This is a genomic window from Cytobacillus sp. IB215665 (assembly GCF_033963835.1).
Taxonomy (GTDB): Bacteria; Bacillota; Bacilli; order Bacillales; family SM2101; genus Nanhaiella.
The window spans coordinates 174,389-199,245 of record NZ_JAXBME010000005.1 but is presented as its reverse complement, the minus strand read 5'-3'; the positions used below and the strand labels follow the sequence as shown (position 1 = coordinate 199,245).

22 protein-coding genes are annotated in these 24,857 nt (G+C 34.2%); 4 read left to right on the top strand and 18 right to left on the bottom strand.

All coding sequences use genetic code 11. The features are described from left to right. Positions 1-24 precede the first annotated feature (24 nt). Entirely contained in the window at positions 25-1,314 is a 1,290-nt protein-coding gene (locus SLH52_RS09155; protein WP_320208958.1) for an extracellular solute-binding protein, read from the bottom strand. A 257-nt stretch (positions 1,315-1,571) separates the two neighbouring features. On the opposite strand from SLH52_RS09155, the gene SLH52_RS09150 reads away from it, so the two are divergent. Further along, the gene (locus SLH52_RS09150) at positions 1,572-3,356 is read left to right on the top strand and encodes an alpha-glycosidase (protein ID WP_320208957.1); all 1,785 of its coding nucleotides are present in this window, start codon (positions 1,572-1,574) and stop codon (positions 3,354-3,356) included. A gap of 325 nt (positions 3,357-3,681) precedes the next feature. Here SLH52_RS09150 and SLH52_RS09145 read toward each other — a convergent pair whose 3' ends face one another. From SLH52_RS09145 to dnaN, 9 genes are all read right to left on the bottom strand, one after another. Beyond that, positions 3,682-3,909 carry a hypothetical protein gene (locus tag SLH52_RS09145; protein WP_320208956.1) on the bottom strand — a complete coding sequence of 76 codons (228 nt, stop codon included), beginning with the start codon at positions 3,907-3,909 and terminating at the stop codon, positions 3,682-3,684. Positions 3,910-3,933: 24 nt separating this feature from the next. Further along, on the bottom strand, positions 3,934-4,500 hold the full coding sequence (locus SLH52_RS09140) for a nucleotidyltransferase domain-containing protein (protein ID WP_320208955.1): 567 nt from the start codon (positions 4,498-4,500) through the stop codon (positions 3,934-3,936). Continuing rightward, the gene (locus SLH52_RS09135) at positions 4,490-5,053 is read right to left on the bottom strand and encodes a histidine phosphatase family protein (protein WP_320208954.1); all 564 of its coding nucleotides are present in this window, start codon (positions 5,051-5,053) and stop codon (positions 4,490-4,492) included. Before SLH52_RS09135 ends, SLH52_RS09140 begins: the two co-directional genes overlap by 11 nt. 281 nt (positions 5,054-5,334) lie before the next feature. After that, complete coding sequence (locus SLH52_RS09130; protein ID WP_320208953.1) at positions 5,335-5,715, bottom strand: DUF6463 family protein; 381 nt, start codon at positions 5,713-5,715, stop codon at positions 5,335-5,337. Positions 5,716-5,734: 19 nt separating this feature from the next. Further along, on the bottom strand, positions 5,735-6,595 hold the full coding sequence (locus SLH52_RS09125) for a helix-turn-helix domain-containing protein (protein WP_320208952.1): 861 nt from the start codon (positions 6,593-6,595) through the stop codon (positions 5,735-5,737). A 597-nt stretch (positions 6,596-7,192) separates the two neighbouring features. Then, complete coding sequence (locus SLH52_RS09120) at positions 7,193-8,140, bottom strand: phosphotransferase enzyme family protein (protein WP_320208951.1); 948 nt, start codon at positions 8,138-8,140, stop codon at positions 7,193-7,195. Positions 8,141-8,304: 164 nt separating this feature from the next. Then, positions 8,305-8,571, bottom strand: a complete 267-nt coding sequence (locus SLH52_RS09115; protein ID WP_320208950.1) for a CD3324 family protein — start codon at positions 8,569-8,571, stop codon at positions 8,305-8,307. Between the two features lie 405 nt (positions 8,572-8,976). Continuing rightward, positions 8,977-9,414 carry a VOC family protein gene (locus tag SLH52_RS09110; protein ID WP_320208949.1) on the bottom strand — a complete coding sequence of 146 codons (438 nt, stop codon included), beginning with the start codon at positions 9,412-9,414 and terminating at the stop codon, positions 8,977-8,979. A gap of 312 nt (positions 9,415-9,726) precedes the next feature. After that, a complete protein-coding gene (dnaN, locus tag SLH52_RS09105) occupies positions 9,727-10,857 on the bottom strand; it encodes a DNA polymerase III subunit beta (RefSeq protein WP_320208948.1) in 1,131 nt (376 codons plus the stop codon). Between the two features lie 312 nt (positions 10,858-11,169). Between dnaN and SLH52_RS09100 the strand changes: the two genes are divergently transcribed. Further along, positions 11,170-12,390, top strand: a complete 1,221-nt coding sequence (locus SLH52_RS09100) for an MFS transporter (RefSeq protein ID WP_320208947.1) — start codon at positions 11,170-11,172, stop codon at positions 12,388-12,390. A gap of 346 nt (positions 12,391-12,736) precedes the next feature. Here SLH52_RS09100 and SLH52_RS09095 read toward each other — a convergent pair whose 3' ends face one another. Beyond that, on the bottom strand, positions 12,737-13,663 hold the full coding sequence (locus SLH52_RS09095; protein ID WP_320208946.1) for a DMT family transporter: 927 nt from the start codon (positions 13,661-13,663) through the stop codon (positions 12,737-12,739). Positions 13,664-13,763: 100 nt separating this feature from the next. On the opposite strand from SLH52_RS09095, the gene SLH52_RS09090 reads away from it, so the two are divergent. Further along, a complete protein-coding gene (locus SLH52_RS09090) occupies positions 13,764-15,239 on the top strand; it encodes a PLP-dependent aminotransferase family protein (RefSeq protein ID WP_320208945.1) in 1,476 nt (491 codons plus the stop codon). A gap of 125 nt (positions 15,240-15,364) precedes the next feature. Here the strand turns inward: SLH52_RS09090 and SLH52_RS09085 are convergent, their stop codons facing one another. The 4 genes from SLH52_RS09085 to pdaA all read right to left on the bottom strand — a co-directional run bounded on the left by SLH52_RS09085 (position 15,365) and on the right by pdaA (position 18,843). Then, positions 15,365-16,402 (bottom strand): sensor histidine kinase, encoded by a 1,038-nt coding sequence (locus SLH52_RS09085; RefSeq protein WP_214480655.1) that lies wholly within the window; start codon positions 16,400-16,402, stop codon positions 15,365-15,367. Continuing rightward, a complete protein-coding gene (locus tag SLH52_RS09080) occupies positions 16,399-17,109 on the bottom strand; it encodes a response regulator transcription factor (protein WP_320208944.1) in 711 nt (236 codons plus the stop codon). The genes SLH52_RS09085 and SLH52_RS09080 overlap by 4 nt, the downstream gene beginning before the upstream one ends. Before the next feature lie 51 nt (positions 17,110-17,160). Beyond that, positions 17,161-17,922 (bottom strand): DM13 domain-containing protein, encoded by a 762-nt coding sequence (locus tag SLH52_RS09075; protein WP_320208943.1) that lies wholly within the window; start codon positions 17,920-17,922, stop codon positions 17,161-17,163. A 132-nt stretch (positions 17,923-18,054) separates the two neighbouring features. Further along, positions 18,055-18,843, bottom strand: a complete 789-nt coding sequence (pdaA, locus tag SLH52_RS09070) for a delta-lactam-biosynthetic de-N-acetylase (protein ID WP_320209100.1) — start codon at positions 18,841-18,843, stop codon at positions 18,055-18,057. Between the two features lie 325 nt (positions 18,844-19,168). On the opposite strand from pdaA, the gene SLH52_RS09065 reads away from it, so the two are divergent. After that, complete coding sequence (locus SLH52_RS09065; protein WP_320208942.1) at positions 19,169-20,836, top strand: DUF3981 domain-containing protein; 1,668 nt, start codon at positions 19,169-19,171, stop codon at positions 20,834-20,836. A 210-nt stretch (positions 20,837-21,046) separates the two neighbouring features. Here SLH52_RS09065 and SLH52_RS09060 read toward each other — a convergent pair whose 3' ends face one another. From SLH52_RS09060 to SLH52_RS09050, 3 genes are all read right to left on the bottom strand, one after another. After that, positions 21,047-22,579 (bottom strand): fumarate hydratase, encoded by a 1,533-nt coding sequence (locus SLH52_RS09060; protein WP_320208941.1) that lies wholly within the window; start codon positions 22,577-22,579, stop codon positions 21,047-21,049. 670 nt (positions 22,580-23,249) lie between these two features. Next, positions 23,250-23,462, bottom strand: a complete 213-nt coding sequence (locus SLH52_RS09055) for a hypothetical protein (protein WP_320208940.1) — start codon at positions 23,460-23,462, stop codon at positions 23,250-23,252. Between the two features lie 286 nt (positions 23,463-23,748). Continuing rightward, entirely contained in the window at positions 23,749-24,624 is an 876-nt protein-coding gene (locus SLH52_RS09050) for an NAD-dependent epimerase/dehydratase family protein (protein WP_320208939.1), read from the bottom strand. Positions 24,625-24,857 lie beyond the last annotated feature (233 nt).

The window sequence follows — 24,857 nt, the reverse complement described above, 5'->3', positions numbered from 1 at the left end:
TGAAGGGAGACTGCTTACAATTATTTATTCATTTGGATGATTTGTTTCAATATTTGTTGTTATCGTATTTACCGCTTCATCTAGTGCTGATTTTGGATCTACTTTTTGATTTGCAACCAACTGTAATGCAGTTGCCATCGGTCCCCAAACCTCAGCCATTTCTGGAATATTAGGCATTGGAATAGCATATTGAGATTGAATAGCGACTGCATTTGCAGCTTCATTATCCGCAATAATAGGGTCTTCTATTAAGGACTTAACAGGAGGTATTTCTTGTGTTAATTCAAAACGAATTTTTGCATTCTCTTCATTCGTTAAATGTTCAACCAATTTCGTTGACCATTCAGGGTGCTTTGTAAATGAAGTTACTTGCCACCCCTTAACACCCATAAATGTTCTAACTTGTTCACCATTCGGTAAAGTTGGTAATGGTGCTACACCAAAATCAATTCCTGCATCAGTCATACCTTGAAATGCCCAAGGCCCATTCATAACAGATGCAACTTTTCCTTCATTGAATAGTCCATCCATCGTTGAGCCACCCGACTCACCAATGATTCCTTTAGGAAAAATGTCTTTATACCATTGTTGAATATATTGCCCTCCAGCTACTGAACCTTCATTACTTAAGCCAATATCATTTCGGTCTAGCCTGCCTTCATTATTATGAAATACATAACCACCGTGCCCTCCTAATACACCGTGGGCAAAATAAAAGTTGTCCCATAATGCTAAAAAGCCAAATTCATCTTTATTATCAAAGTCATTTGCAATTTCAAATAGCTCATCAAATGATTGAGGCGCTTCTTCCATTAGTGCTTTGTTATAAATAAAAACAGGTGTTTCAGTTGCTTTTGGTAAACCGTACAGCTTGCCGTTAAACATTTGAGCTGTAACTGAGGATTCTGTAAAGGTGTCTAATATACTTTGTTCTATCTTTATTTCTTGAATTAAACCTTCAGTAACTAATTGACCAATTTGATCATGTGGCACTGTGATAACGTCTGGACCAGTCCCCGCAGGACCATCTAAACGTAATTGATCTCTTTGATTCGTAGCCATCTCTACTTCTTTATACTCTACTTTAATCCCATATTCTGCTTCGAAGCTTTTAATGGCTTCTTCCATTGCTGGGCCTTTCTCTTTATCCTCCCATACGATGAGCTTTGCTGGTTTTGCTGGCATTTCACCATTTGTTTCGGTATCCCTATTATTTTCACTAGATGATTGGTCTACCGCTTCTTGGGGTCCACAAGCTGCTAACATACTAATAAGGAAAATTGCCATCACACTAAGAAAGAATACTTTCTTCATTGCTTGTACCTCCTCATAAATGATTATATTATGCAAACGTTTGCGCAAATAAGTATAAAAATAAACCATCTTCATACAATAAGAAAACGGTTTCATACTATTTGTCATCTCTATTATATATTTATTATTCTTCTTTTCAATACTTTTTTTACATATTTTCAAAGATTCGCACTTTCCAATATTGACTTCTAATTACACTTCAACTACCATATTGATAAAATAGTGCAAACGATTCCTCATTTTAAGGAGGTATTACTATGATCATAGAAGCTATTTACCATAGACCAAAAGACAATTACGCTTATGCATACGATGAAAAAACAATACATATACGCTTACGTACGAAGAAAAATGATATAGATAACATTAAACTCATTCATGGAGATCCGTATGATTGGAAGAAAAACGTTTGGCAAACAAGTCAAACTAGCATGACAAAGGAAGGAAGTGATTCCTTATTTGACTACTGGTTTGTTGTCATTCAACCACAGTTTCGTCGATTGCGATATGGCTTTGAACTAATTTCAGGAGATGAAATGATCGTTTATACAGAAAAGGGATTTTTCAATCATATACCCGTGGATGATATTACATATTATTATTGTTTTCCTTTCCTACATCACAATGATGTATTTAAAGCTCCAGCATGGGTGAAGAAAACAGTGTGGTATCAAATATTTCCAGAAAGATATGCTAATGGAAATGCTGAAATCAATCCTCCAAACACATTACCTTGGGGAAGTGAAGAGGCTACTTCAAAAAATTTCTTCGGAGGTGATTTCGAGGGAATTATTAACCACATTCCTCATTTAGTTGATTTGGGTATAACTGGTTTATATTTCACACCAATATTTAAGGCATCTTCAAACCATAAATATGACACAATTGATTACATGGAAATTGACCCTCACTTTGGTGATAAAGAAACATTCAAAAAGCTAGTGAACACATGCCATCAACATGGGATTAAAATCATGCTTGACGCTGTGTTCAATCATAGCGGCTACTATTTCCAACAATTTCAAGACGTCATAAAACATGGAGAACAATCACGTTATAAAAATTGGTTTCATATAAAAGAGTTCCCTGTCCAAACTTCTCCTGCACCAAATTATGATACATTTGGGTTTGTCGAAACAATGCCTAAGCTAAACACACAAAATCAGGAAGTGAAAAATTATTTACTAGATGTTGGCCGTTACTGGGTACGTGAATTCGGTATTGATGGATGGCGTTTAGATGTGGCTAATGAGATTGATCATCAGTTTTGGAAAGAGTTTCGTTCCGCTGTTAAATCAATCAACCCTGAGGTTTATATTCTTGGTGAGATATGGCATGATTCAATGCCTTGGCTAGAAGGTGATCAATTCGATGCAGTTATGAACTATCCGTTCACACATACAGCTTTACAATTTTTCGCAAAGAAGATTGTAACAGCAACACAGTTTGCGAATGCAATTTCTCAAGTATATCACTCGTATCCACTAAATGTATCAGAGGTACAATTTAATTTACTAGGAAGTCACGATACACCAAGAATATTAACAGAATGCGAAAATGATATAGAACGTTTAAAGCTCTTATACTTGTTCCAACTATCATTTCCAGGGTCACCTTGTATTTATTATGGAGATGAAATAGGAATGACAGGTGGACAAGATCCAGGATGTAGAAACTGTATGATTTGGGAAAAAGACAAACAAAATACAGATTTATTTGATTTCCTAAAAAAACTAATTCATATATATAAGACTGAAGCTATCTTTAGTAAAAATAGTACCTTTCATTTTGTCGACACAAATGATGAAACGAACCATATCATTTACAAAAGAACGTCTCATAAAGAAGAAATATTCTTCGTTATTAATAATTCAGAGAAAAACATTGACGTGGAACTACCAATTGATATAAAAAATAAAAAACTCATTAATTTATGGACAGCAGAGGAATTTGCAGCTGAAGCAACCCATGCCATCTTACCTCTAGCACCACATCACTTCTCAATTTTGAAGGTTGTAGAAGTTACAAACCAAAGTCAATAGGTGGAGAAAAGCTTCCACCTGATGACTTTACCTCTAGGCTTCAAATTAAACCTTACATATTTATTGCAAAATATCTAAAATTATAATTGTTATTTTATCGATATTGCAGAGGGTGTATAAACATTTCTTCTTTACTTATGCCGTCTTCAAAAGGACCAACACTACCAGAACCACCTGTGTCACACGGAACCCACTTGTTTTTCTACATACAAGCCACTTGGTAATGATGACAGCATATTCCACCATAAAAGTGGTATTACTATTATTACTAACAATAGAACAGCTTTAAGAATAAGAAATCTAAAAGTGAATAAATACCAAAATGTTACTTTCTACCTCTTAACAGTAAGAAGATGCACAACACGGCTATTAATATCGATATAAGTAATTTGTACATGAATCCATATACTAAGCCTTCTCGTAAGTATGTACTGACCTTTGTTATTGTAGAGGCTTCTGGAATCCAATCAATTACATAACCAAAACCTAATATGTGCGGTACACTTAAAGAAACATAAGAAAGAATAATTACCACAACAAATCTTTTCATCAAACCATACTTACTCCTTTCCGAGTTTTAAAGAAATTGCAGCCATGTATGTTCCGGAATATGAATTTGAATTGCATGACGAAGCCATTCTTTTTGATGTTCATTAAGGTTTGGTAAAGCTGCAAAAAAATCTTGATGATCTTTCTCTCTCGTATTTTTCACTTTATATAGGAGCACAATCTGAGGATTTAGGAAAGGAATACGTGAAGCAGAATAGCTCCAAATACCCTCGACTGGATGTGTAATTATCGCATCTCTTCTAAATAGCCATTTGTCATTATCAGACTCATTCAAAAGAATCTCTAATTGCTGGCCATTGTATTTATGTTCAGCATGAATTTCGTGTACTGGTAGCTGCAACAATTCATTTTCCCATCTGTAAAATGTACCGTTGCTAACTTTGTTAAAATCCCAGTCTTGAAAATAATCTTTTAAGTGAAGTTGGTCCTTTCGAAAGATGGCTATTTCTAAGTCATGATGGGGTCTTGTTTGTTTTCCAATAAATAAATCTATTGCCCAGCCACCAGCAATAAACCATGGTTTATTGTACGATGACATTAATACGTTAACCCTATTACATTGCTCAAATTTCATTAATCTCACCTTCTTGCCATACTCTCTTTACACTAATTGCCCTATCTTTACTAGTTAATAAATATACATCAGGGTTACTCAAACTCTTCCATTCGTCAAAACCAAAATGATGATTATACTTTTTCAGCAATAATGACATGATATTTCCGTGGGTAACAATGATAGTACTTTCAAAATGACTATTAAAGATTTCATTTACAACACATGAAATACGATTCATCGCTTCTCGACTCGATTCTCCCCCTTTATATTTTGCATCTAAATTATCATAAGTTCGTTTTAATTTCTCAAGCCAATCAGCTAAATTTTCTTCACTTAATATTCTTTCTGTTAGCCGTTGGTCTACTTCAACTGTTACGTTTTTATGCACACTTAACGGTTCTATTGATTGAATCGCTCGAATAAATGAGCTTGATATGATTCGATCTATTTTCTTGTCAGAAAAAAAATCTGACAAAAGTCTCGCTTGTTCAAATCCTTTGTTAGTTAATTGTGCTTCTGAAGGCTGCCCTTGTGCTTCACAATGTCTAACAATATATATTTTTTTGACCATCCTACTGCTTCCTTTCTATATCATCATTAAGGATCACTAAGCTTCGATTATTATTCGATAGTAACTTTATTCTAGAATATGGCCCAAAACCAGGACGCTTATCTTTTCTTTCTAGTTGCGCCAGCCTTTTAAAGCTCAATTTCAACATAAATATATAGAAATTAGCTACGCAAGCTTCATTGACATATGATGAATTATCAATTCGTCTTTGTTCCTATTTGAATTTTTTAATTCTCTCTATACAATTAATCCCCTAGATCGTTTGTTAGAATGGTAAACTGCTAGTTTCTTGAATTGTTAATAAATATTGTATTTGCATAAATTATAATTAGAGCTTGAGGAATAAATAGCCAAAAACCAGACATAGGAGATATGAATACTCCTAAAATCCCAATAACAAGAAAATACCAGCCAATGAAACGAGGTATTGGCTGTTGTTTTTCCTTCACATATAAATGAATGAATTGACCAATCATAATCCAAAATACCCCACTTAATAAAAACCATACTACTGCATTACGATCATATTGTGTCCCCACAGTATTAAAAATACCTTCTCTAACGATTTCTGCTAGTACACCCCACCCAATAATTAATCCCACAATGGTGTGTAAGATTCCTGTTCCAATCAGCAATATCCCACTCAGTTTCCAAAGCTTCATTATAATTCCCCCAATAATGTTAGTTTGTGTATATTTTAGATGGAGGAGGATTTTTTGTATTGTAAAAATACGACATAAATTCTTTTGTTAAGACTGAGAGAGGGCTTAGACCTGAAAATTGTTTAAAAACATTAATAAAATGAGATTGATCGTAGTATCCACCTTCATGTATGATGTCTAGATACTTTTGTCCTTCGTATAAGCATATCTTTTGAGAAGTTTCAGCAAATGTAGAGAGTTTTCGATAAAATGTAGGACTTACCCCAATCGATTCATGGAAGATTCTTTGCAGCTGCCTCTGACTAACATTTATTTCATTACATAGGTTTTTAATCGTTGTAATACTGCTAGAATAAGTTAATTTATCGATTACATATGCTTGGATTTTTTGCTGATCAGTATCCTTGTGATAATGGTTTAATAACAATAATAAATACTTCTCTATAATTTCGACCTTCTGCTTTAACGTCGAAGAATCTTTAATTTGATACTGTAATTCGTCTCCTAATTCACCCCAAATTTCTGTAATACTATTTAAATTATTTGTAAAATTCGCCATGGTTTCATTACAAAAATGATGAAATGATCCTGGTAGAAAACGAACAGCTATCATACCTATTTTTCCTGTTGCATGTAAATCTATATAACTTTTTTGTATACCAACAACATGGGCATCAGGAAGCTTAGATGGAATTTTTTTATGGTTAATAAATATAGTAGAGTTCTGATAGTGAAAGACCATCTCAATATTGATACTAGGTAATACTCTAGGCAACTTGATTTGTTGATTGTCATTGTTAGATTCCCATATCCAATAACAATCTATAAATTCTCTCAAGCGTTTTGAAGGAGGTATGCATAAAATATCCAGTACCCTCACCCTTTCATTTATGAGTTTACACGTATAATCGAATACTTATTTTTTCGCTACAGAAAGCTTTTCCACATCACATTTACTCTCTCCACATTAGTTTTTATTATAGTTTTCTATTTAACTAAACCTTCTTATCTTTAAAGTACTTTTCAGCTAAATTTATTGCGATTTCTACCACGTGCATCAGGTAGTAGTGAGCTTTTTATAATTAACTTGAAAATTGAATTACATTGATTTATTTACCAACCTAGATAAATTATACCGAAAGGGTTTAATAGTAGTAAATATTTAACTAATAGACAAAGGTTCTCCAGCAAAATGTTCCTAAATCGGAAGAAGAAGATTATCTTTAATTCAAATATTGTCACCAATTTATCGGAGGGAGTTACTATTTTATGCTCTTCTTTTTGCTAATACTACTAGGCTGTTTTAATCATAGATTGTTGTTCTTTGTACACAACTAGATTTTGTGGCACCTTTTCTTCTATAAAATGATGGGTGTTATGTAATACGACACCTTTATCTTCTAGTTTAAGAACAGTAGCAAAAAAGTTTACGAAGTTAGCGTACTATTATCTCTATTAACATTTGAAAGCATTACACCTATAACAAGAACTTTTCTCCTTGTAAGAATTTAACACAATTTTTTACTAAGAATGGGATAATATTGGCAAACTCTTTGTGTTCTTTTTGATTTTTAGCAAGAAATGCTAAATTTTTAATTATTGCCCATAAGAAAAATGCCTCCAATACTTGAATGTAGTCATCTTGAAGATTTCTTCCTTTTTGATAATAAGAAATAAGTTTTTTTCTCCCTTGTGGATTGAGATGTAGAAAAGTTATTGCTATATCATATAAGTAAAAACCAAAACCACATGATGAAAAATCAATTGGGGCAGGTTGACCTTGATAAAACACATAGTTACTCTCATGAAGATCCGCATGAATTAGACCCCATGTATCTTTAGTTTTGTCCTGGTCTTTGATTATTAAGGATATTTCTTTAGTAGCTTTTTCAATTATTTCAAAATCGTTAGATGTCATTTTCCTGATTGACACCATTTTTTTTAATTGTTGAAGTGAATATTTAAGATCTTCAATTTCATAGATAGGTCTTTCAAATCCATCCGGAATGTTCCAATTAATCGAATGTTCATGTAGAGTAACCATCAATTGTGCTAGATTTTCTATTTCACTTTCAGAAGGTTGACCTTTTAATGTTTCACCTACAATGTAAACTTGAAGTGTCCAATAAAAACTTGTGCCTGTGACTTTATCAAACACTAAAGTAGTTAATTCATCAAATGTATTTTTTATCGTTCTTTGGACATTTAAATTTGTATCCTTTGCTATCGCTTTAAGCCATAGCAACTCTGATTCAATCATGTTAGCCGTTTTAGTTCCTAAATGTTGTTTAAATACGTACTTATTATTATCATGTGCCTCAATTAAAAATGTCATATTATCATTCCACCCCAAGCTCGATATTTTATGTACATTTAGCTTGAAATGATTATTCAACAATTGCTCAACTTGTTCGATATTATACATCTACTCACCTCTTAATCGTTAAGATTACCTCAATTAAACTTTTTGCTATCATTACTTTAATTCTTAATCAGCGTTATAAATATAGAAAAAATAACCTAACACTAAACTCACCATAACAAAAGCACTGATCAAATATATATTAATGATGACCAGTGCTTTAATTACTATTTTTTTGAATATACGATTTTTTTTATTGTTTCTGTTGAAAGAAAGTACTCGTCTGCTAATTGATCAATGGATCTTCCATCGTGAAATTCATTTTTAATTAAGGTGTTCCTATAATCAATTTTCTTTCTGCCGCCAGAGTTTACTCCCCATTTTTGATAATCCTTTTTCGGTTTAGGAATATATATGATTTCCCCTGGCACATACTTTTGAAGTTCTACAAGTAATTCTTTAGGTAATTTTTCTGTAATTGTCTGTTTACTCATTTCTGCAGCCCCTTATTTAGTAAATATGATAAGGTGCAAAACCAAATGTGTCAGAAATGAATTCCTATGATTAAGGTGATTTGTTACATCACCTTATGCAAAGTTTCACCTTTCAGACACTAGGCTTTGCATAAGGTACTGGAAAACTTTACGAAAGTAAAAGTATTTTTCATTCTTACACTCCTTTCTATTTTAAACGTCTTTAGCTAACCTACTTTGACATGCTACAAAATAAAAACATTATGAATACTAGCCATTCAGACTAATTATAGCAAGATGCTATTCATATTATAATGTCAGCCAAAGATTGCTGATTGATCTATTTCAAAAAAAGACTTATAGATAAGTTACTACATAGATATAAAGTTTCTTCATGAGTATGAGCAAGGAAGTATGATCTTATGGCTAAATTTTGCGCATTGAACCTAAAACGATATTGTATCCATCCGGGTCTTGGATACAAGTATTTTTGAACTCCCACTCGCCATGTGTGCCAGTAAACGGTTCGACTGCAATATTTCCACCATTTTCTCGAACTTCTTCAACTAGACTGTCCAAATCATCCCAACTAACATGAATAAACGTATCCCATCCGAATTCAGGGCCTTGCCAATCAGTTGGATAATCAGAACGCTTTTTTGATGCAGCGTTAGGTCTCACATCCTCAGGAAATTCCGATTGTTGGAGAATAATAGTCATGCCGTCTCTTTTTGCGTGTCCCCAGTCATCAATTTCACATCCTAGGACATCACGGTAATATTCCTGCGACTTTGTTAAGTTAGAGACTAAACGTACTTGAATGGTTTGTCCTAATTTCCCACACTTTAGTTGGTTTACTTCCATCCCTACTCACTCCTGTTCACAAATTTATAAACTAGTTAAGTAAAATAAGGTTTCTATAATCTTCAACAGGTTCCTCCTTGGTTTTAAAAATAATCGTTCGACAAACATTAGTTAAATAAAAATGAAATAATATATAGCTAAATTTTGAATTAATACAAAGAGCGACCTCGGATAAATAACGTTATTGAATCTATAAATGCTAGACTTAGTCATCTGCTATCACCCCACTAAATAGTTCAATAACAAAATTTGCCCTATAAATCTTGTCAACCAAATATAGCATTATATGTAATTATAATTTTCTGAAATATATTAGTACGTTCTCACTGGTGATATAAGATGTAGGTGTAATATATTACTCAGCGGTTCAATAAGAATTGGTTTCATCGAACCCCCAAAGCTGATACTTACATCCTCTTCATTTATAACTCTTAAAGCATCCATTAAAAAGCTGCCATCGAGTGAAATGCTTAGCTCCGATTCCCCGCTTAAAGTCTTTACACTTTGGGTTTCTTCTATTTGTCCTATTTGTGATGAATTTGATGAAATTTTCAATTTTGACTTATCTACAATTTCGAGGTGTATATTATTGTTTGTCCATTCATTAGCGAACAAGCTAGCTCTATCTATCCCATTTAGCAGCTGCTTCGTGTTCACAGTTATAACTGTTTTTGCATCTTTTGGTATTAACTCTTGAATGCTCGGATAATTACCTTCAATTAATCTAGAAAAAATGGAAATATTGTTCATACTAAATGTTATATGATTCTCTGTTGCATGAATTTCTATTAGATCAGATTCATGATCTATTAACTTGGTTAATTCATTTAAACAAGAACTAGGGACAATGAATGATTTATTGATGTTTGATTCAATTAAGTGCTCTCTAAGAGCTAGTCTATGAGAATTTGTCGATGCAACAGTTAACCTACCTTGTTGAAATAACATAAGCACACCTGTTAATATCGGTCTCGATTCATTTTTGGATACTGCAAATGATGTTTGTTTAATGATGTCAATAAAATCTTTACCCGATATTGTAACGACTTGACTCTCATCCATTTCTGGTATGCTAGGATATTCATCTGCATTCATACCATTTAAGCTAGTTATTATGTCAGCTGATTGAATAGTCACAGTCTGTTTATCATTTGCTTTCACATGAATTTGATTAGGTAACTTCTTAACTATTTCATATAAGTATTTGGCTGAAATTACAATACTGCCTGTCTGATAAATATCCACTATGCGTAAGCCATCAACTACAGCTGGAATAGTTTTTTCTATTACAATATCAGAATTACTCCCTATAAGAGTTAAACTGTCTTGATTTGCAATCACTTTAACTCCTGTAAGTATAGGAAGAGGTGTTTTGTGTGAAATAGCTCTACTTACTTCTTTCATCGCTTTTTGAAAATGTTCATTGTTTACTGTAAATTCCATTAGAAAGTCTCCTCTTATTCCATGCTCTAGATTAACAAAAGCTTGATTGTCCAATCTACAATTTATTAAAACACTAATTCCTCATTCTAAAGTAGTAATTAAAAATCCATCCTTCCCCCCATTTATTATTATGAGGATTTATTAAAATGAAATCAAAGCTTCTTTTCGTAACTCTGTTGCTATACTTTCACTAACTATATTTACAAAACACAAAAACATATAGCTGCTAAACGAAGAGATTTCTTATACAAATTGAAAGACAACCAAATCGAAAACAATAGCACCTTAACAGTTGTCCCAGGAGTGTTTACAATGCGATTCAGCCAACATTTTTATTTTTATATAAGCAGTGAAGCTACTAGATTATTTTCAAGAGTGTTTTATGTCATGGCGATAACAACATTTATTTTTCAAACAAGTGGTTCAGCCACAATGGCCGCCATGTTTCCGTTAATCGATGTATTTTCGACATTACTTGCTGGTTTTGTGGCTCCCTTAGTTATGGACAAAATCAGATTAAAGCCAATAATTTTCGTATCCAAAGGGCTAAATGCGATAATCTTACTTTTAATTCTTTTAACTTTTACAATGTTTTCTCATTCAATAATGACCTTATTGATTTTCGTTTTTATTAGATCGTTTATAGACGGGTTGATCAGTCCTGCAAACTCTGCCATGCTTCCACGTATCGTATTGAAAAACCAGTTAGTGAAAGCAAATGGCTTTTTATCCATTACAAACCAAACATTAACTGTTCTCGGGTATACTCTTGGGGGCTTTATCGTAGTAAAGATAGGTGTTGTGCACTCATTACAACTAACCTTATTCATATCTTTACTATCATTCTTCTTATTTTATTTCGTGAAAGACGAGAAGGAAATGATCACCAATCATGCAACAAAAGAATCAGCATTCAGTTCCATTAGTGAAGGGTACTTATCACTATGGAAAAATCCAGCTTTGCGAATCATTACAACGATGGATATATTAGAAGGAATCGCCAATGGTGTATGGATTGGAGCGAACATCCTAGTATACGTAATCGAATTTTTGAATAAAGATGAAGCTTGGTGGGGGTACATTAGTGGTAGCTACTATATAGGTACAATTCTAGGAGGGTTATTCGTTGTTTCATTTTCAAAGTGGGTTAGTCATCGCCTGATCGCTAGTATGATTATTGGATCATTCGTAGTTAGCATTTTCACATTAATTTTCGGATTAACAACTAACCCGTTTGTACCAATATTGTTAAGTATTATTAATGGACCTGCATATCAATTACGTGATATTTCTCAACAAACTCTCTTTCAACAAAACGTCGAAGACAAGCATTTACCGAAGGTTTTTGCAGCAAAAGGACTCTTAACATCTGCTACACTAGGAGTTTCTATAGGTATCATGGGTGTAATCTCAGATACATTCGGTGTACAGTATACTTTTTTCATAGCAGCGAGCTTATATGGTATTTCAGCCGTCCTTGCTTTGTTTATTTGGAGGAAAAACAAAAATCAATTGAAAGCGGAGTTAACTTAAGGCTTTTTTCGTAACGCTGTTTTCGCATTAATTGTTGCTTTTCGTAATTAGAGCTAAATACGATTATAACTAACGTTCGTGGCATCTTTTCTTCGGTACAACAAAAACTAACATATAAAACCACTTTTTATGTTAATAATTTTATAACAATAGCAACAAAGTTTACGAAAAGAGCCTTTCGTAAACTTTATTGCAATCTTTACTGTATATGGATAGTAAGAACAAGTATTATCCGAGCCCACATGTTTAAGTAGAAAAGCTACTACGAAAGCTCGATGTATACGTTCTTAGTAGTAAAGTCATATTTACAAAAACAACCTAATATAAAGATTAGCTCCCCTTCCCACTATATGTTTTTAGCTACTTTTTTAATTAAACTCCCTTTATTATAATATTCTTTAAATGTTTCTTGATTAGTAAAAAATACTCCGACAAGCACCAAAATTGAACCAAAGATAGAAATCAAGTAAATTTCTTCACTTAAAAAGGTAATCCCTAATATCATCGCAATAATAGGTGAAACGTATAACCATGTAGAAGGAAAAACTGGATTTGTCTTACCAACTAGCCAATAAAAAATACCGTGACCTAAAATTGAACCAAAGAAAATCAAATATATGAGTGATAGCTGTGCGGTCATATTGGAGAACGAGGCTAAACTTGGTCGTTCAATTATTAATGAGAGCAGCAATAGCATAATACCCCCGAAAAGCATTTGAAAGCCATTTAATAAAAACGGGGAAAACTGTGAGCTTGATGACATTATTTTTTTTGACCTTATTGTCCCAACGCTGTAGAACAACTGGCCTAGAATTACAACAATGGAACCAATAATCCAAATCGCATTCACATCACCATTCATTCCTGGCCATGCTATTAGCGCTACACCACATAAGCTTGCAATCAAACCAAGCACTTGTATAGGTGAAAATTTTGATTTATCTTCATATTTTTTTAGTAATAAGACCATAATCGGTCCGAATGCAGACAATACAGCTGCTAAACCTGAAGGGATATGCTGTTCTGCCCAATAAAGGGTTGAAAATGTGCCAAATGTTAAGAAGAAACCTATGATGGCTAATTGCAATATCATACGTAAAGGCGGAAATGGAGCTTGTCGAATTTTATAGAACAGTATAACAATTACTCCAGCAATAAAAAACCTAAGTGATGCAGAAAAAAAAGGTGCAACTCCTGCATCAATACCTATCTTTATTGCAAAAAAAGTTGTTCCAAATATGATACATATAAATAAATAATTAAATAAAATCATATTACCCACTCCCCAATCGCTGTTTGTTTAGGTAATATTAAAATAAATATTCTATAACAGTAAAACACTTAATATAACAGTTAGAGAAAGGATGATGACATTGAATATATCTCTTTCAAAAGATTCTGATCACTCATTACCTGAGCAAATATACTTATCATTATCAGATCGTATTAAAACAGGCTTAATGTCAGAAGGCGATAGATTACCATCTGTTCGAAAGCTTGCTGATCAACTACACGTTAGTTTAGTTACCGTTCAAAAAGCATATGAATTACTTGAAAAAAAACAATTAATAGAAAGAAGACATGGTAAGGGCAGTTATGTAAAAAAACAACATGAGCAAAAAGAAGAGATGTCTCATCATAACTGGCAAAATATGATTGTTGATTATTTACCGAGGGCACAAACATGGAAGGAGATGAAATCATTTTCTAATCAGCTTACATATAACTTATCACTTGCTAACTTGAGCGAAGAATTCTTACCTGTAAAAGAATTAACTGCAGTTACTAAAAAAGTCATTACAGATGAGCCAACTATTTTAACTACTTATGGCCCTGGACCAGGAGATAAAATTTTACGTGAAACGATATGTGAGTACCTTTCTCATAATGGCTTATCATCAACCGCTGATCAAATCATCATCTCAACTGGCGTCCAGCAAGGGCTCGATTTAGTTGCTAAGACTTTTCTTAATGAAGGAGATGTCGTATTGGTCGAAGCACCAACATATATTGGCATTATTGATTTATTTAAATCCCGTGGCGTAACCATTAAGACGATACCTACCAATAAAGACGGAATAAATGTTAACGTGCTATTACGTTTATGTGAGCAGTTTTCCCCAAAACTTATATATACAAATCCCACTTTCCAAAACCCAATGGGGGCAATACTACCTCCAAAAAAGAGAAGGAGATTAATAGAAATTGCACAGGCTTTCAATGTAATCATTATTGAAGACGACCCTTGGACAGAGCTAAGTATAGAAGGTTCTGCAAAGCCTATCAAATCCATCGATGAGTACGGTCATGTGATTTATATGAGGGGATTTAGTAAAACTATATCTCCTGGTCTTAGGATAGGCTGTATCGTAGCAGATGGGAAAATATTAAATAAGTTAAAGGCTGCCAAAAGTGTATCAGATCTCGGCTCCCCATTATTAAATCAACGAATCCTTGCACGATTTATGCAAACATTTAACTTTGAAAAGCATTTTAAGAAACAAAACTCTTTATTAAAATATCGACGGAACCTCCTTATTCAAGCACTAAAAAGCTTAAACGTAGAAGGTGTTACATGGACGGTTCCTAAAGGTGGGCCCGTCATGTGGATTTCTTTTCCTACTCACGTAAACACAGAACATTTATTATTACATGCACAGAAGCAAGAGCTATCGTTCCTACCTTCAGCAATGTGCTACCCAAACGATCCAGAATATCATCATTTAAGAATTAGTTATGGCAATTTAAGCATTACTGCATTTGAGGAAGCTTTAAACATTTTTGTAAATGTAACAAACCATTTCATGGAATCATATAATTCACAGCTAGATGATTCGCCACTTTTCTAATCTCATTACAAAAAACAGGAACCTGCTACAGTTTCCTGTTTTTGCATTCATATAGAAGAAAAAGAAAGATTTCTTGAAATGATTTCTTATAACAAAACGACAGGTGCAAGATCGCCTGTCGTCCACTACTTATGCTGTTTCGGGAGTGTAAAATAAAATGTACTTCCTTCACCTTGTTTACTTTGCACACCAATTTCTCCGCCATGTAAATCTATAATAGATTTTGATATTGCTAATCCTAACCCAGCACCGCCATGAGCTTTATTACGTGATTTTTCAACCCGATAAAACCGCTCAAAAATATGTGGAAGCTCTGATTCGTTGATACCTTCTCCTTCGTCAGTAACACTGACCTTAACACAATCTACACTTTCCTTCACATCAATTCCTAGCTGACTTCCTCTCGGAGCATACCGTATTGCATTTTGTATAAAATTAATAAGCACTCGCTTTATTTTTTCGGGCATAATCATTAACGGAGAAAGCTTATCTGGAATTTGAACCGATATCTTCAAGCCGTGTTCTTCAATTTGAAAATATTGATTTTGGAGTGTTTCAACTATTAAGCTATCTAAGTGATATCGGGTAGGTTCAAATGCCTCAGTACCTGCCTCAAGTTGAGAAAGTTGAAATAAATCATTAATCAGATGATCGAGTCTTTTCGTTTCAAGACGTATTGTTTTTAAATATTGATCAAACGTCTGTTTATCTTCAATAACATCATCCTGCAGGGCTTCAACAAATGATTGAATTGAAGCCAATGGTGTGCGTAAGTCATGTGAAATATTTGCAACAAGTTCTTTTCTCGATGCTTCAGCTTGCTTGATTTTTGTAAAGCTTTCCTCAAGCTTGCTGCTCATTTCATTAAAATGCTCTGCCAATTGCTGAAATTCTTTAGGTCCTATTGAGGATACTTTACCTTCAAATTTACCCTCTGCAATTTTTTTTGATTCTAATCTAATAAGAGTTATTGCTTTTTCAATTGGTCTGATTAACAAGCCGTGAATAAAAAATGATAAAATTCCAGCCGCTACAGTTACAATCGTTAAAAGCTCAATCGCCTCATTAGGGAGTAGCATTCGAACATAACTTATCGTAAGGAATATTAATATGATAATAATACTTAGTGCATTAGCAATTAGTAGTTGCGTGCGCATCTTCATGGCAATTCACGCCCTGTAAACTTATATCCTATACCCCATACAGTTTGAAGAAAGACAGGTTCTGATGGATTCTGTTCTATTTTTTCACGAAGTCTTCTAATATGAACAGTGACTGTAGTTGTATCGCCAAAGAAATCAATGTCCCATATTTTATCTAATAGTTGACTCCTTGAAAACACTTGATTTGGGTGGCTTGCAAGCAAAAACAACATGTCAAATTCTTTAACAGTTAATTCAATATTATTATTAGACGCTACCACTTTACGCATTTCAGAATCAATTTCTAAGCCATCAAATTTAAGCGTAGTCGTTGTCGATTTCTCAGTTGACTTCTTACTACCAACATGAATCCTACGAAAGATAGCTTTCACCCGCAATACGAGCTCACGGGGACTGAATGGCTTCGTCATATAATCGTCTGCCCCTAGCGTCAGTCCCATGAGTCGATCCATTTCTTCTCCCCTTGCAGTTAGCATAATGATGGGTACATCGTCCTCATTTCTAATTTCCTCACACACTTCCCAGCCATCTTTTTTTGGCATCATCACATCCAGGACAATCAAATCCGGTTTGTGGCTTCGCCAAAGCGTTATGCCTTCTTCTCCATTTGATGCTAATAAAACGTCATAACCTTCCCGCTCTAAGTAACGTTTTGATACATCTGTTATGTTGGACTCATCATCAACAACTAAGATTTTCTGTGACATCCACTATCCACCTCTTACCCCTTTTCTCGTATTGTACCACGAGAGTGGATATTATTGCTTTTCAAGCATTGCGTAGCCAAAATCGACATCAAACGCACGACACCAAACGACTACTTTGTTATATTCACTTAAATCTACACCTTCAGGGATTTCATAGTTTTGATCACCTTGATTGCCTTTTAATTTCCCTAAATCAATACCCTCACTCGTAGGCTGGCCTTCTTTAGTTAAATAAACTTTAAGATCGGGACCGTTCGTTACCGAGAATTGTTCAAAGCGTATATACATTTTGCCATCTGCTGTGACAGTGAATGCATTACCGCTAATATTATGCTCATTATCAACTTCAACAAATGTTCCAGCGTAGGATTCGTTAGACATTTCTTTATCTTTGTTCATTGCTTCTTCAGATGCATCATCACTCATTTCTTCTTTTTCAGACATGCCCTCCTTATCTTCACCTTCCATTGTTTCTTCCATATCAGACATGCCTTCCTTATCTTCACCCTCCATTGTTTCTTCCATGTCAGACATATCTTCCTTATCTTCACCCTCCATTGTTTCTTCCATGTCAGACATACCTTCCTTATCTTCATCTTTCATTGTTTCTTCCATATCATCTTTCATCGCTTCTTCATCAGAACCCATGTCTTCTTTATCATCCATCATCTCTCCATGTTCACCGGATGCGTTTGCAGACCCAGGTAACGGCTCATTCACTTGCTTATCTATAAACAATGGTGACAATAGCCACCACCCTATTAATACTGCTACGATACCAACACCTGTAAAAAACAGACTTTTTTTATTCATAATTTCGTTCACCCTTTCTTTTTTTGTACACTACTATAATCGCGGATGAACCTTATCAAACAATAACAAAAATCTTACAAAAGTATTAAATGAAATTATGTCTAAAAAAGAAAGTATCCTACGTTTACTATGTCATCTTTCAAAAATAATTGGATCTAATAACACCTTTTCCATAATGAGTGTATCTAAGCTTTCAAAAGAATACCCTTGTTCACGAAGATCGTCTATCACCTTTCCAAGTGCTTCAGTATTATCTTTTGATACTGCATGTAAAAGGATGACTGCACCAGGATGAATTTGCTTCATGATATTATCATACGCATACTTCCAGCCTTTCTGTTGATCAATATGCCAATCAATGAATGCCAATGACCAAAAAACATTATGATAACCTAGCTGTTCTGATATTGCTAATGTTCGTTCACTAAAGATACCTCGAGGCGGACGTAAGAAATTCATACCTTGTTGATCTGTTAACTCCTCGGTTTTTTTCTTGACTGACTCCAACTCCTGTTTTAAACGTTCATCACTAACAGTTGTAAAATCAGGGTGCTTCCATGAATGATTACCAATGATATGTCCTTCTTTTACCATCCGCTTGACTAAACTCGGTTGATCTTTAAGATAGTGGCCTGTTAAGAAAAAAGTTGCTTTCACATCTTTCTCTTTTAAAACGTCTAATATTTTGGCAGTATATTGGTTATTTTCATATCCGTTATCAAATGTTAAATATATATCTTTTTTTGATGTATCCCCTATATAAAAGCTATTGTATTTTTCAAGTAATTGGTCAAGTTCCTCACCAGCTGAAGGTGGTTCATTATTCGTACTTCTTTTAAACCCCCAATGTATCGGCTCGTTAGATTCACGCGCTTCTGTTCTATATGAAAAAGTACACGTTAATAATAGCGATAGAAAAATTGCTAGTATGAATCGAATCTTCAATCGACACCCTCCTAATAATGTAAGTTCAACATATTTTTATTAGTTTTTTACGTTAATCGAAATTCATACTAGGTAGAGTTTTCCGATGTGTATTTATATATAAGGCTGTTTTCTCACATAATGTTTTTCGCACGAGAAAACATACACATTTACAACTAGTGCATCTTTTCTTTTATAAAACGATGACTTCTTTGCAGAAACTATGGAAGTTTACGACAAGAGCCTTTTATACAGAAAATGAAACCTTTGATGCATATAGACGTAGTACAAGATATATATATGCGGAGGGGGGAAGAACAAAGTGAAATTTGTTATTTTACTTACGATCTCTTTATTTATGATGCCTTGGACAAAGCAAGAAAAACAATCTACAGTAAAAATAATGGGGATTCCTGTGCTTTTTTGGTTAGTTATTGGAATAGTAGAGTATTTCTTTTTAATTGATAATCAAATGAGTTCAATTTTAACAACCTACACAATTGTTGCAGCAGGCTTTATTATTCTTAGTTTGTATCTTTATGAGAGCCATAATAAAGTTTTGATGATTAAAGCAACGTTAAGTGTACTCCTCATTACAGCTTTTGTTTATACAACCTTTATTCATTCAATGATCATTGCTAAAGATAAATATGAAGGAGTCAATTTTGAAGTTCATGATATATCTGAACCTTTTACAAATGAGGATACACCTTTTTCTGTCCCACCAGAAACTGCTCGAAATAAAATGTTAAAAGTTTTTGGTAACATAGATAATGTCTCATATTTTGAACTCGGTGATTTAACACCGCAAATCGTCAATGGAGAGACATTATATGTAGCACCTATAGAAGCTTCTGGGTTTTTCAAAGCAAGAAAAGCTGGTTCCACTCCTGGGTACATTACAATGTCAGGTACAAACCCAGACGCAGAAGCCAATCTCGTCTTAGGCTATAAGATGCAATATGTACCTAGCATGTATTTCAGTGATAACCTTCAACGAAAAGTTCGTAACGCATTTCCTAAAGGGATATTTTATGGTGAGCCTAAATTTGAGATAGCTGATGATGGTAAACCTTTTTATACAATGACATATGGTGATAAAGTTTCTCTACGTTCTGGATTTAATGTCAAAGGGGTAATTTTAATAGACCCTAACACTGGTGATGTTAAGAAGTATACTAAAGAAAAAGCACCTGAGTTTATCGATGGCGTACTCAATTTCGAAACAGCTTCACTAGAAAATGAATACTTCGGATATCTGGCGCATGGTTATTGGAACAGCTTATTTTCACAAACAGATGTTAAAATACCTACCGATTGGGGCACGTACGAAGGTGTAACACCTATTTTTGGAAAGAACGGAAAAATGTATTTCTTTACAGACTTTACCTCTCCGAAAGAAGGTGTAGATTCAGCACTTGGTTACTCTCTCATTGACGCACGAACAGGTGAATTAAACTACTATAACGGTGAATTAGTGAAGGGAATTATGGATGGCTCTGCAGCTGAAGAGGTTGTCGATAATACTTTTAAAAAGGAAAAGTGGCATGGCACGATGCCAGTTATTTACAACGTGTACGGTGAACCAAGTTGGGTCGTACCTGTTACAGATGATGGTGGTCTCGTTCGTCAATATGCAGTGATCTTAGCGTCAAATGCAAAAGTTTTTGCTACTGGATCAACACAAAAAGAAGCATTCAATAAATATAAAAACGCACTTTCTAGAACCGACTCCACACACCGCGCATCTACAACTAGCGAAGAAAAGAATATAGAAGGTGATGTTCTGCGTGTATATAAGGAACTTGATGATGGTGTAACATTTATTTTTATACTACTAGATAATAGCGATAAAATATTCATGGTATCTTCCAATGACTTTCCATATGCCATGTTTACTGAACAAGGGGATACTCTAAAGCTAAAGTACGCTGATAATAATGAACAAATCGTTTCCGTTAATCAATATCAAAACCTTGGGATTGATTAACAGACACTTAATCAAGGCTAGTGAAAATTTACACTAGTCTTGTTTTTTCACGAATGCACTAATTTTGCCCATAAAATTAGAAATTGACCTATAAATATAGAAAGTTGACCCGTAAACAATAAAGGTTAGTCCATAAATCTGCTGTACACCTTCAATAACAAAGGATCACTAGCAATTACTAATGATCCTTTGAGAAATCGTGTATATATCCTATTTAAAAACAGGATCTTTAAATGTCGCTAGCTTTTCTAAAGATGATTTATCAACATCTTCGTGTAAACTGTTGCCGTGAGAATCCATCGTTACTACAGCAGTAAACCCTTCAACTTGCAGGTGCCACATTGCTTCAGGAATGCCAAACTCCATGAGGTCAACTCCCTCAACTGATTTAATACAATCAGCATAATACTGTGCTGCACCACCTATAGCATTTAAATAAACGCCGCCATGCTCTTCTAAAGCTGCAAGTGTTTTTGGTCCCATACCACCTTTCCCAATAACTGCACGGACACCAAACTTCTTCATAATATCACCTTGATACGGCTCTTCGCGAATTGATGTAGTAGGACCTGCTGCTTTTACATGCCAACTACCTTCTTCATCTTTCAACATAACTGGTCCACAATGATAAATAATTTGTCCGTCCAAATCTACTGGCGCATCGTGGTCAGTTAAATATTTATGAATCGCATCGCGCCCAGTGTACATCATGCCATTAATATGAACGACATCTCCCACTTTTAATTCACGGATTTGTTCTTCCGTTATCGGTGCTTGTAATACAACTTCGCGTGTTTCCGATTCCTCGTCAGCTTTATTTGCGTCATTAGCAAAATCTACTTTTTCTCCGTCCTGATACAACCATTCATTAATCTCGCCTGTTTCTGGATTTACAGTCATACCTAAGCGTCTGTATGCCCAGCAGTTGTACGCTACTGATACAAAAAAGCTTGCTGGAATTCGGTTTATGACACCCACTTTACAGCCGAGAAGCGTTGTTTCTCCACCAAAACCCATTGTACCAATACCGAGCTTATTTGCATTTTCCATCACGTATTCTTCAAGTTTACTCAAATCTTCGTTAGGGTTTACATCATCAACCGTACGGAAAAGCTGCTCTTTAGCTAGCTCATAACCACTCGTACGATCTCCTCCGATTCCAACACCGATAAAACCAGCACTACATCCTTGCCCTTGCGCTTGATATACTGAATGCATGATACATTTTCTAATTCCGTCTAAATCACGCCCTGCACGACCAAGCCCCTCTAGTTCACATGGCAAGCTATACTGAATATTTTTGTTTTCACAGCCTCCGCCTTTTAAAATTAGTCGTACATCAATATAATCTTTCTCCCATTGTTCAAACTTAATTACCGGAGTGCCTATACCTAAATTATCACCACTGTTGGCTCCAGTTAAGGAATCAACAGAATTAGGACGTAGTTTGCCATCCTTTGTAGCTTGTGCAATAGCACTATAAATTGCATCCTTTACCTTTAACTGATTTACCGCTACAGGCGTTTTAATTTTAAATGTTGGCAAACCAGTATCTTGACAAATAGGTGATACATTTTCATCCGCCATAGAAATATTGTTTGTAATCGTTCCTAATGACATAGCAGCTCGTGTACCCGCATTTTCACGTTTTTTCGCTTTCGCAATAGCAATACGGACATCCTTTGGTAAGTTGGTAGATGTTTCAACGATAAGCTTATACATACTTTCTTGAAGCTTCTCCATACAAAATCCCCCTTATATTCCGCTAAAATGAAGTTGTCTTATTTTTCACAATTAAATTATACTCCTACAATATTATTTTCGAAAGCGATTTCTTTTTCACATTGCCAAATAGGAAGATAATGCTATATTTTTTTTGAATCCTATGGTGAAATTTGTTATTAAAGCTAAGGTGTTGGACACGAAAAACTTCATTATTTTAATAAAGAACAATCGATTTACAGTGGTTTGAGGAGGAATCAATAAGTTGAAGCTTTGTATACATTGCTACAGATAGGGTAAAAAAAGAACTATTTAGAATAAAATTACCAATTGCTATGTTGCTATTAATATTCCCAAACGGTATTCTTTTGTTGGGTACCTTTTCTCATACCAGGAAATTATTTATGTAAAGAATGCTATAAATCCTCAAAAAAGGTAAAGGAAATCGGTTGGCGGGAACATAAGTTACTATAATAAAAACACAACAAACAATAAAATAGTTTAAAGGCTGTTCTAGTATAGATCGTTGATTTTTGGATAGTTGATATAATATGATTTCAGCAGGCTCAAAATCGATTTTTTTAAAGTTCCAATTTTTTCGAATCTTTATGTGTAATTAACCCTTTTCTTTACATAGTCAAAAGATTAAGTAGACTAGAATAAGCGCTTGGAATAAACCCAAACGCAATTATTATTTGTTATTATAAATATTTCTGTGTATATAATCTGCATTCTTGTGAGAAGACCACTGACCTAACAGAGTAGCCAAAACCATAAACACTCCACCTACCACAAACCCAATCGTATAATAACCTATGAAAAAAAGAACGAATGAACCTACAAGCGAAAGTATCAGAGCAACGATTAACCAAGTTTTTATTTTTTCTTTCTTTATATTATCCAATTTCATCTCTCCTATTATTTCTAAACAACATTTTAACGTAATTTTCAATTATATGAAATGATCCTTCAATTAAATATAGTAATTGTCTTACTAATAGCAATCATTTTGAGAGACTTTTTATCGCATTTATTGTCATATTTAAACATATCCTTTTCTTCTCACAGATAACATCGCTTTGCTGATATGAGTGAGAAAAAAAACAAATTAAAAAGGGCAGATAAATTTACAACTACATACCTAAGGATGAAGATAAATAGCCATGATCTCTGACCTTCAATGTTAATATTTATTTCTCATTAGCAATTGTTTTTATTAAATTTGGTAACCACTGATATAGATTAGTGAATGTAAATCCTAACCCTTTTGCTTTATCAGTAGAGATTGTCCATGTTTCATCAATTCCATATGGAGAGTGATCGTCTTTTGTGGATTCTTTAGAAAGCACAGCATTTTTGCCGATTTCTTTCTCAATAAGCTCCATCAATGCATCCATCGAAATCGTTCCATCAGCACAAGCATTGATAGGTCCTGCAAAATCTTGGGTACCCGTCCATGCAATAAAGTCCCCTGCCTCCTGTTGGTTAATAAAGCCCATTCCTACCTCGAGATTAGGGAAGTATATTGGTTCTTGTTTTTTCACTTTGTCAATATGAAGCTTCAAACGTTCTGTATAATCATGCTCCCCCAACACAATCGGAATACGAACTGCTACAACTGGAAAAGAAGCATGTTGAAAAAAAGCAGCCTCTGCTTGTCGTTTACCTTCCTGGTAGGATATTTCGTCAGTAGGAATATGGTTAATTTCATATGTATATGGATCAAACACATCTTCTGTCATATCCACACCATAGTCATAAACTGACATCGTTGATGTAAATACGTATTTACCTACCTTACCTTTTAAAGCTTCAATGGTAATTTCTGCACCCTGTGCATTATAGCATATTTGATCAAATACAATATCCCATTTACTATTTTGTACCGCAGTTATTACTGACTGCTTATCAAAGCGATCTACCTTTAATTTTTTCACTTCATCACCGAATGGAATTGTACTATTTTGTCTCGTTGCAACAGTTACTTGAAAGCCCTTCTTTAGTAATTCATTAACTAAATTCACTCCAAAAAAACGTGTTCCTCCGAATACTAATGCAGTTTTCATCACAACAACACCTCCGTAATTATTATATATCGAAGCCATTTAAAAAAACGAGAAATTTGAATCATAAGCTCCATATTCTTATTCTATGTTCCCCTCCATAAATACTAGACCAAACTAACTCCCATTTACTGTATAAGTAAAAATCAGGTGTAGAGTATTCCACACCTGATTAACAAACCATTTATTTAGGCTGTTTCCCATTAATTGTTGCTTTTCGTAATAAGACCTAAACA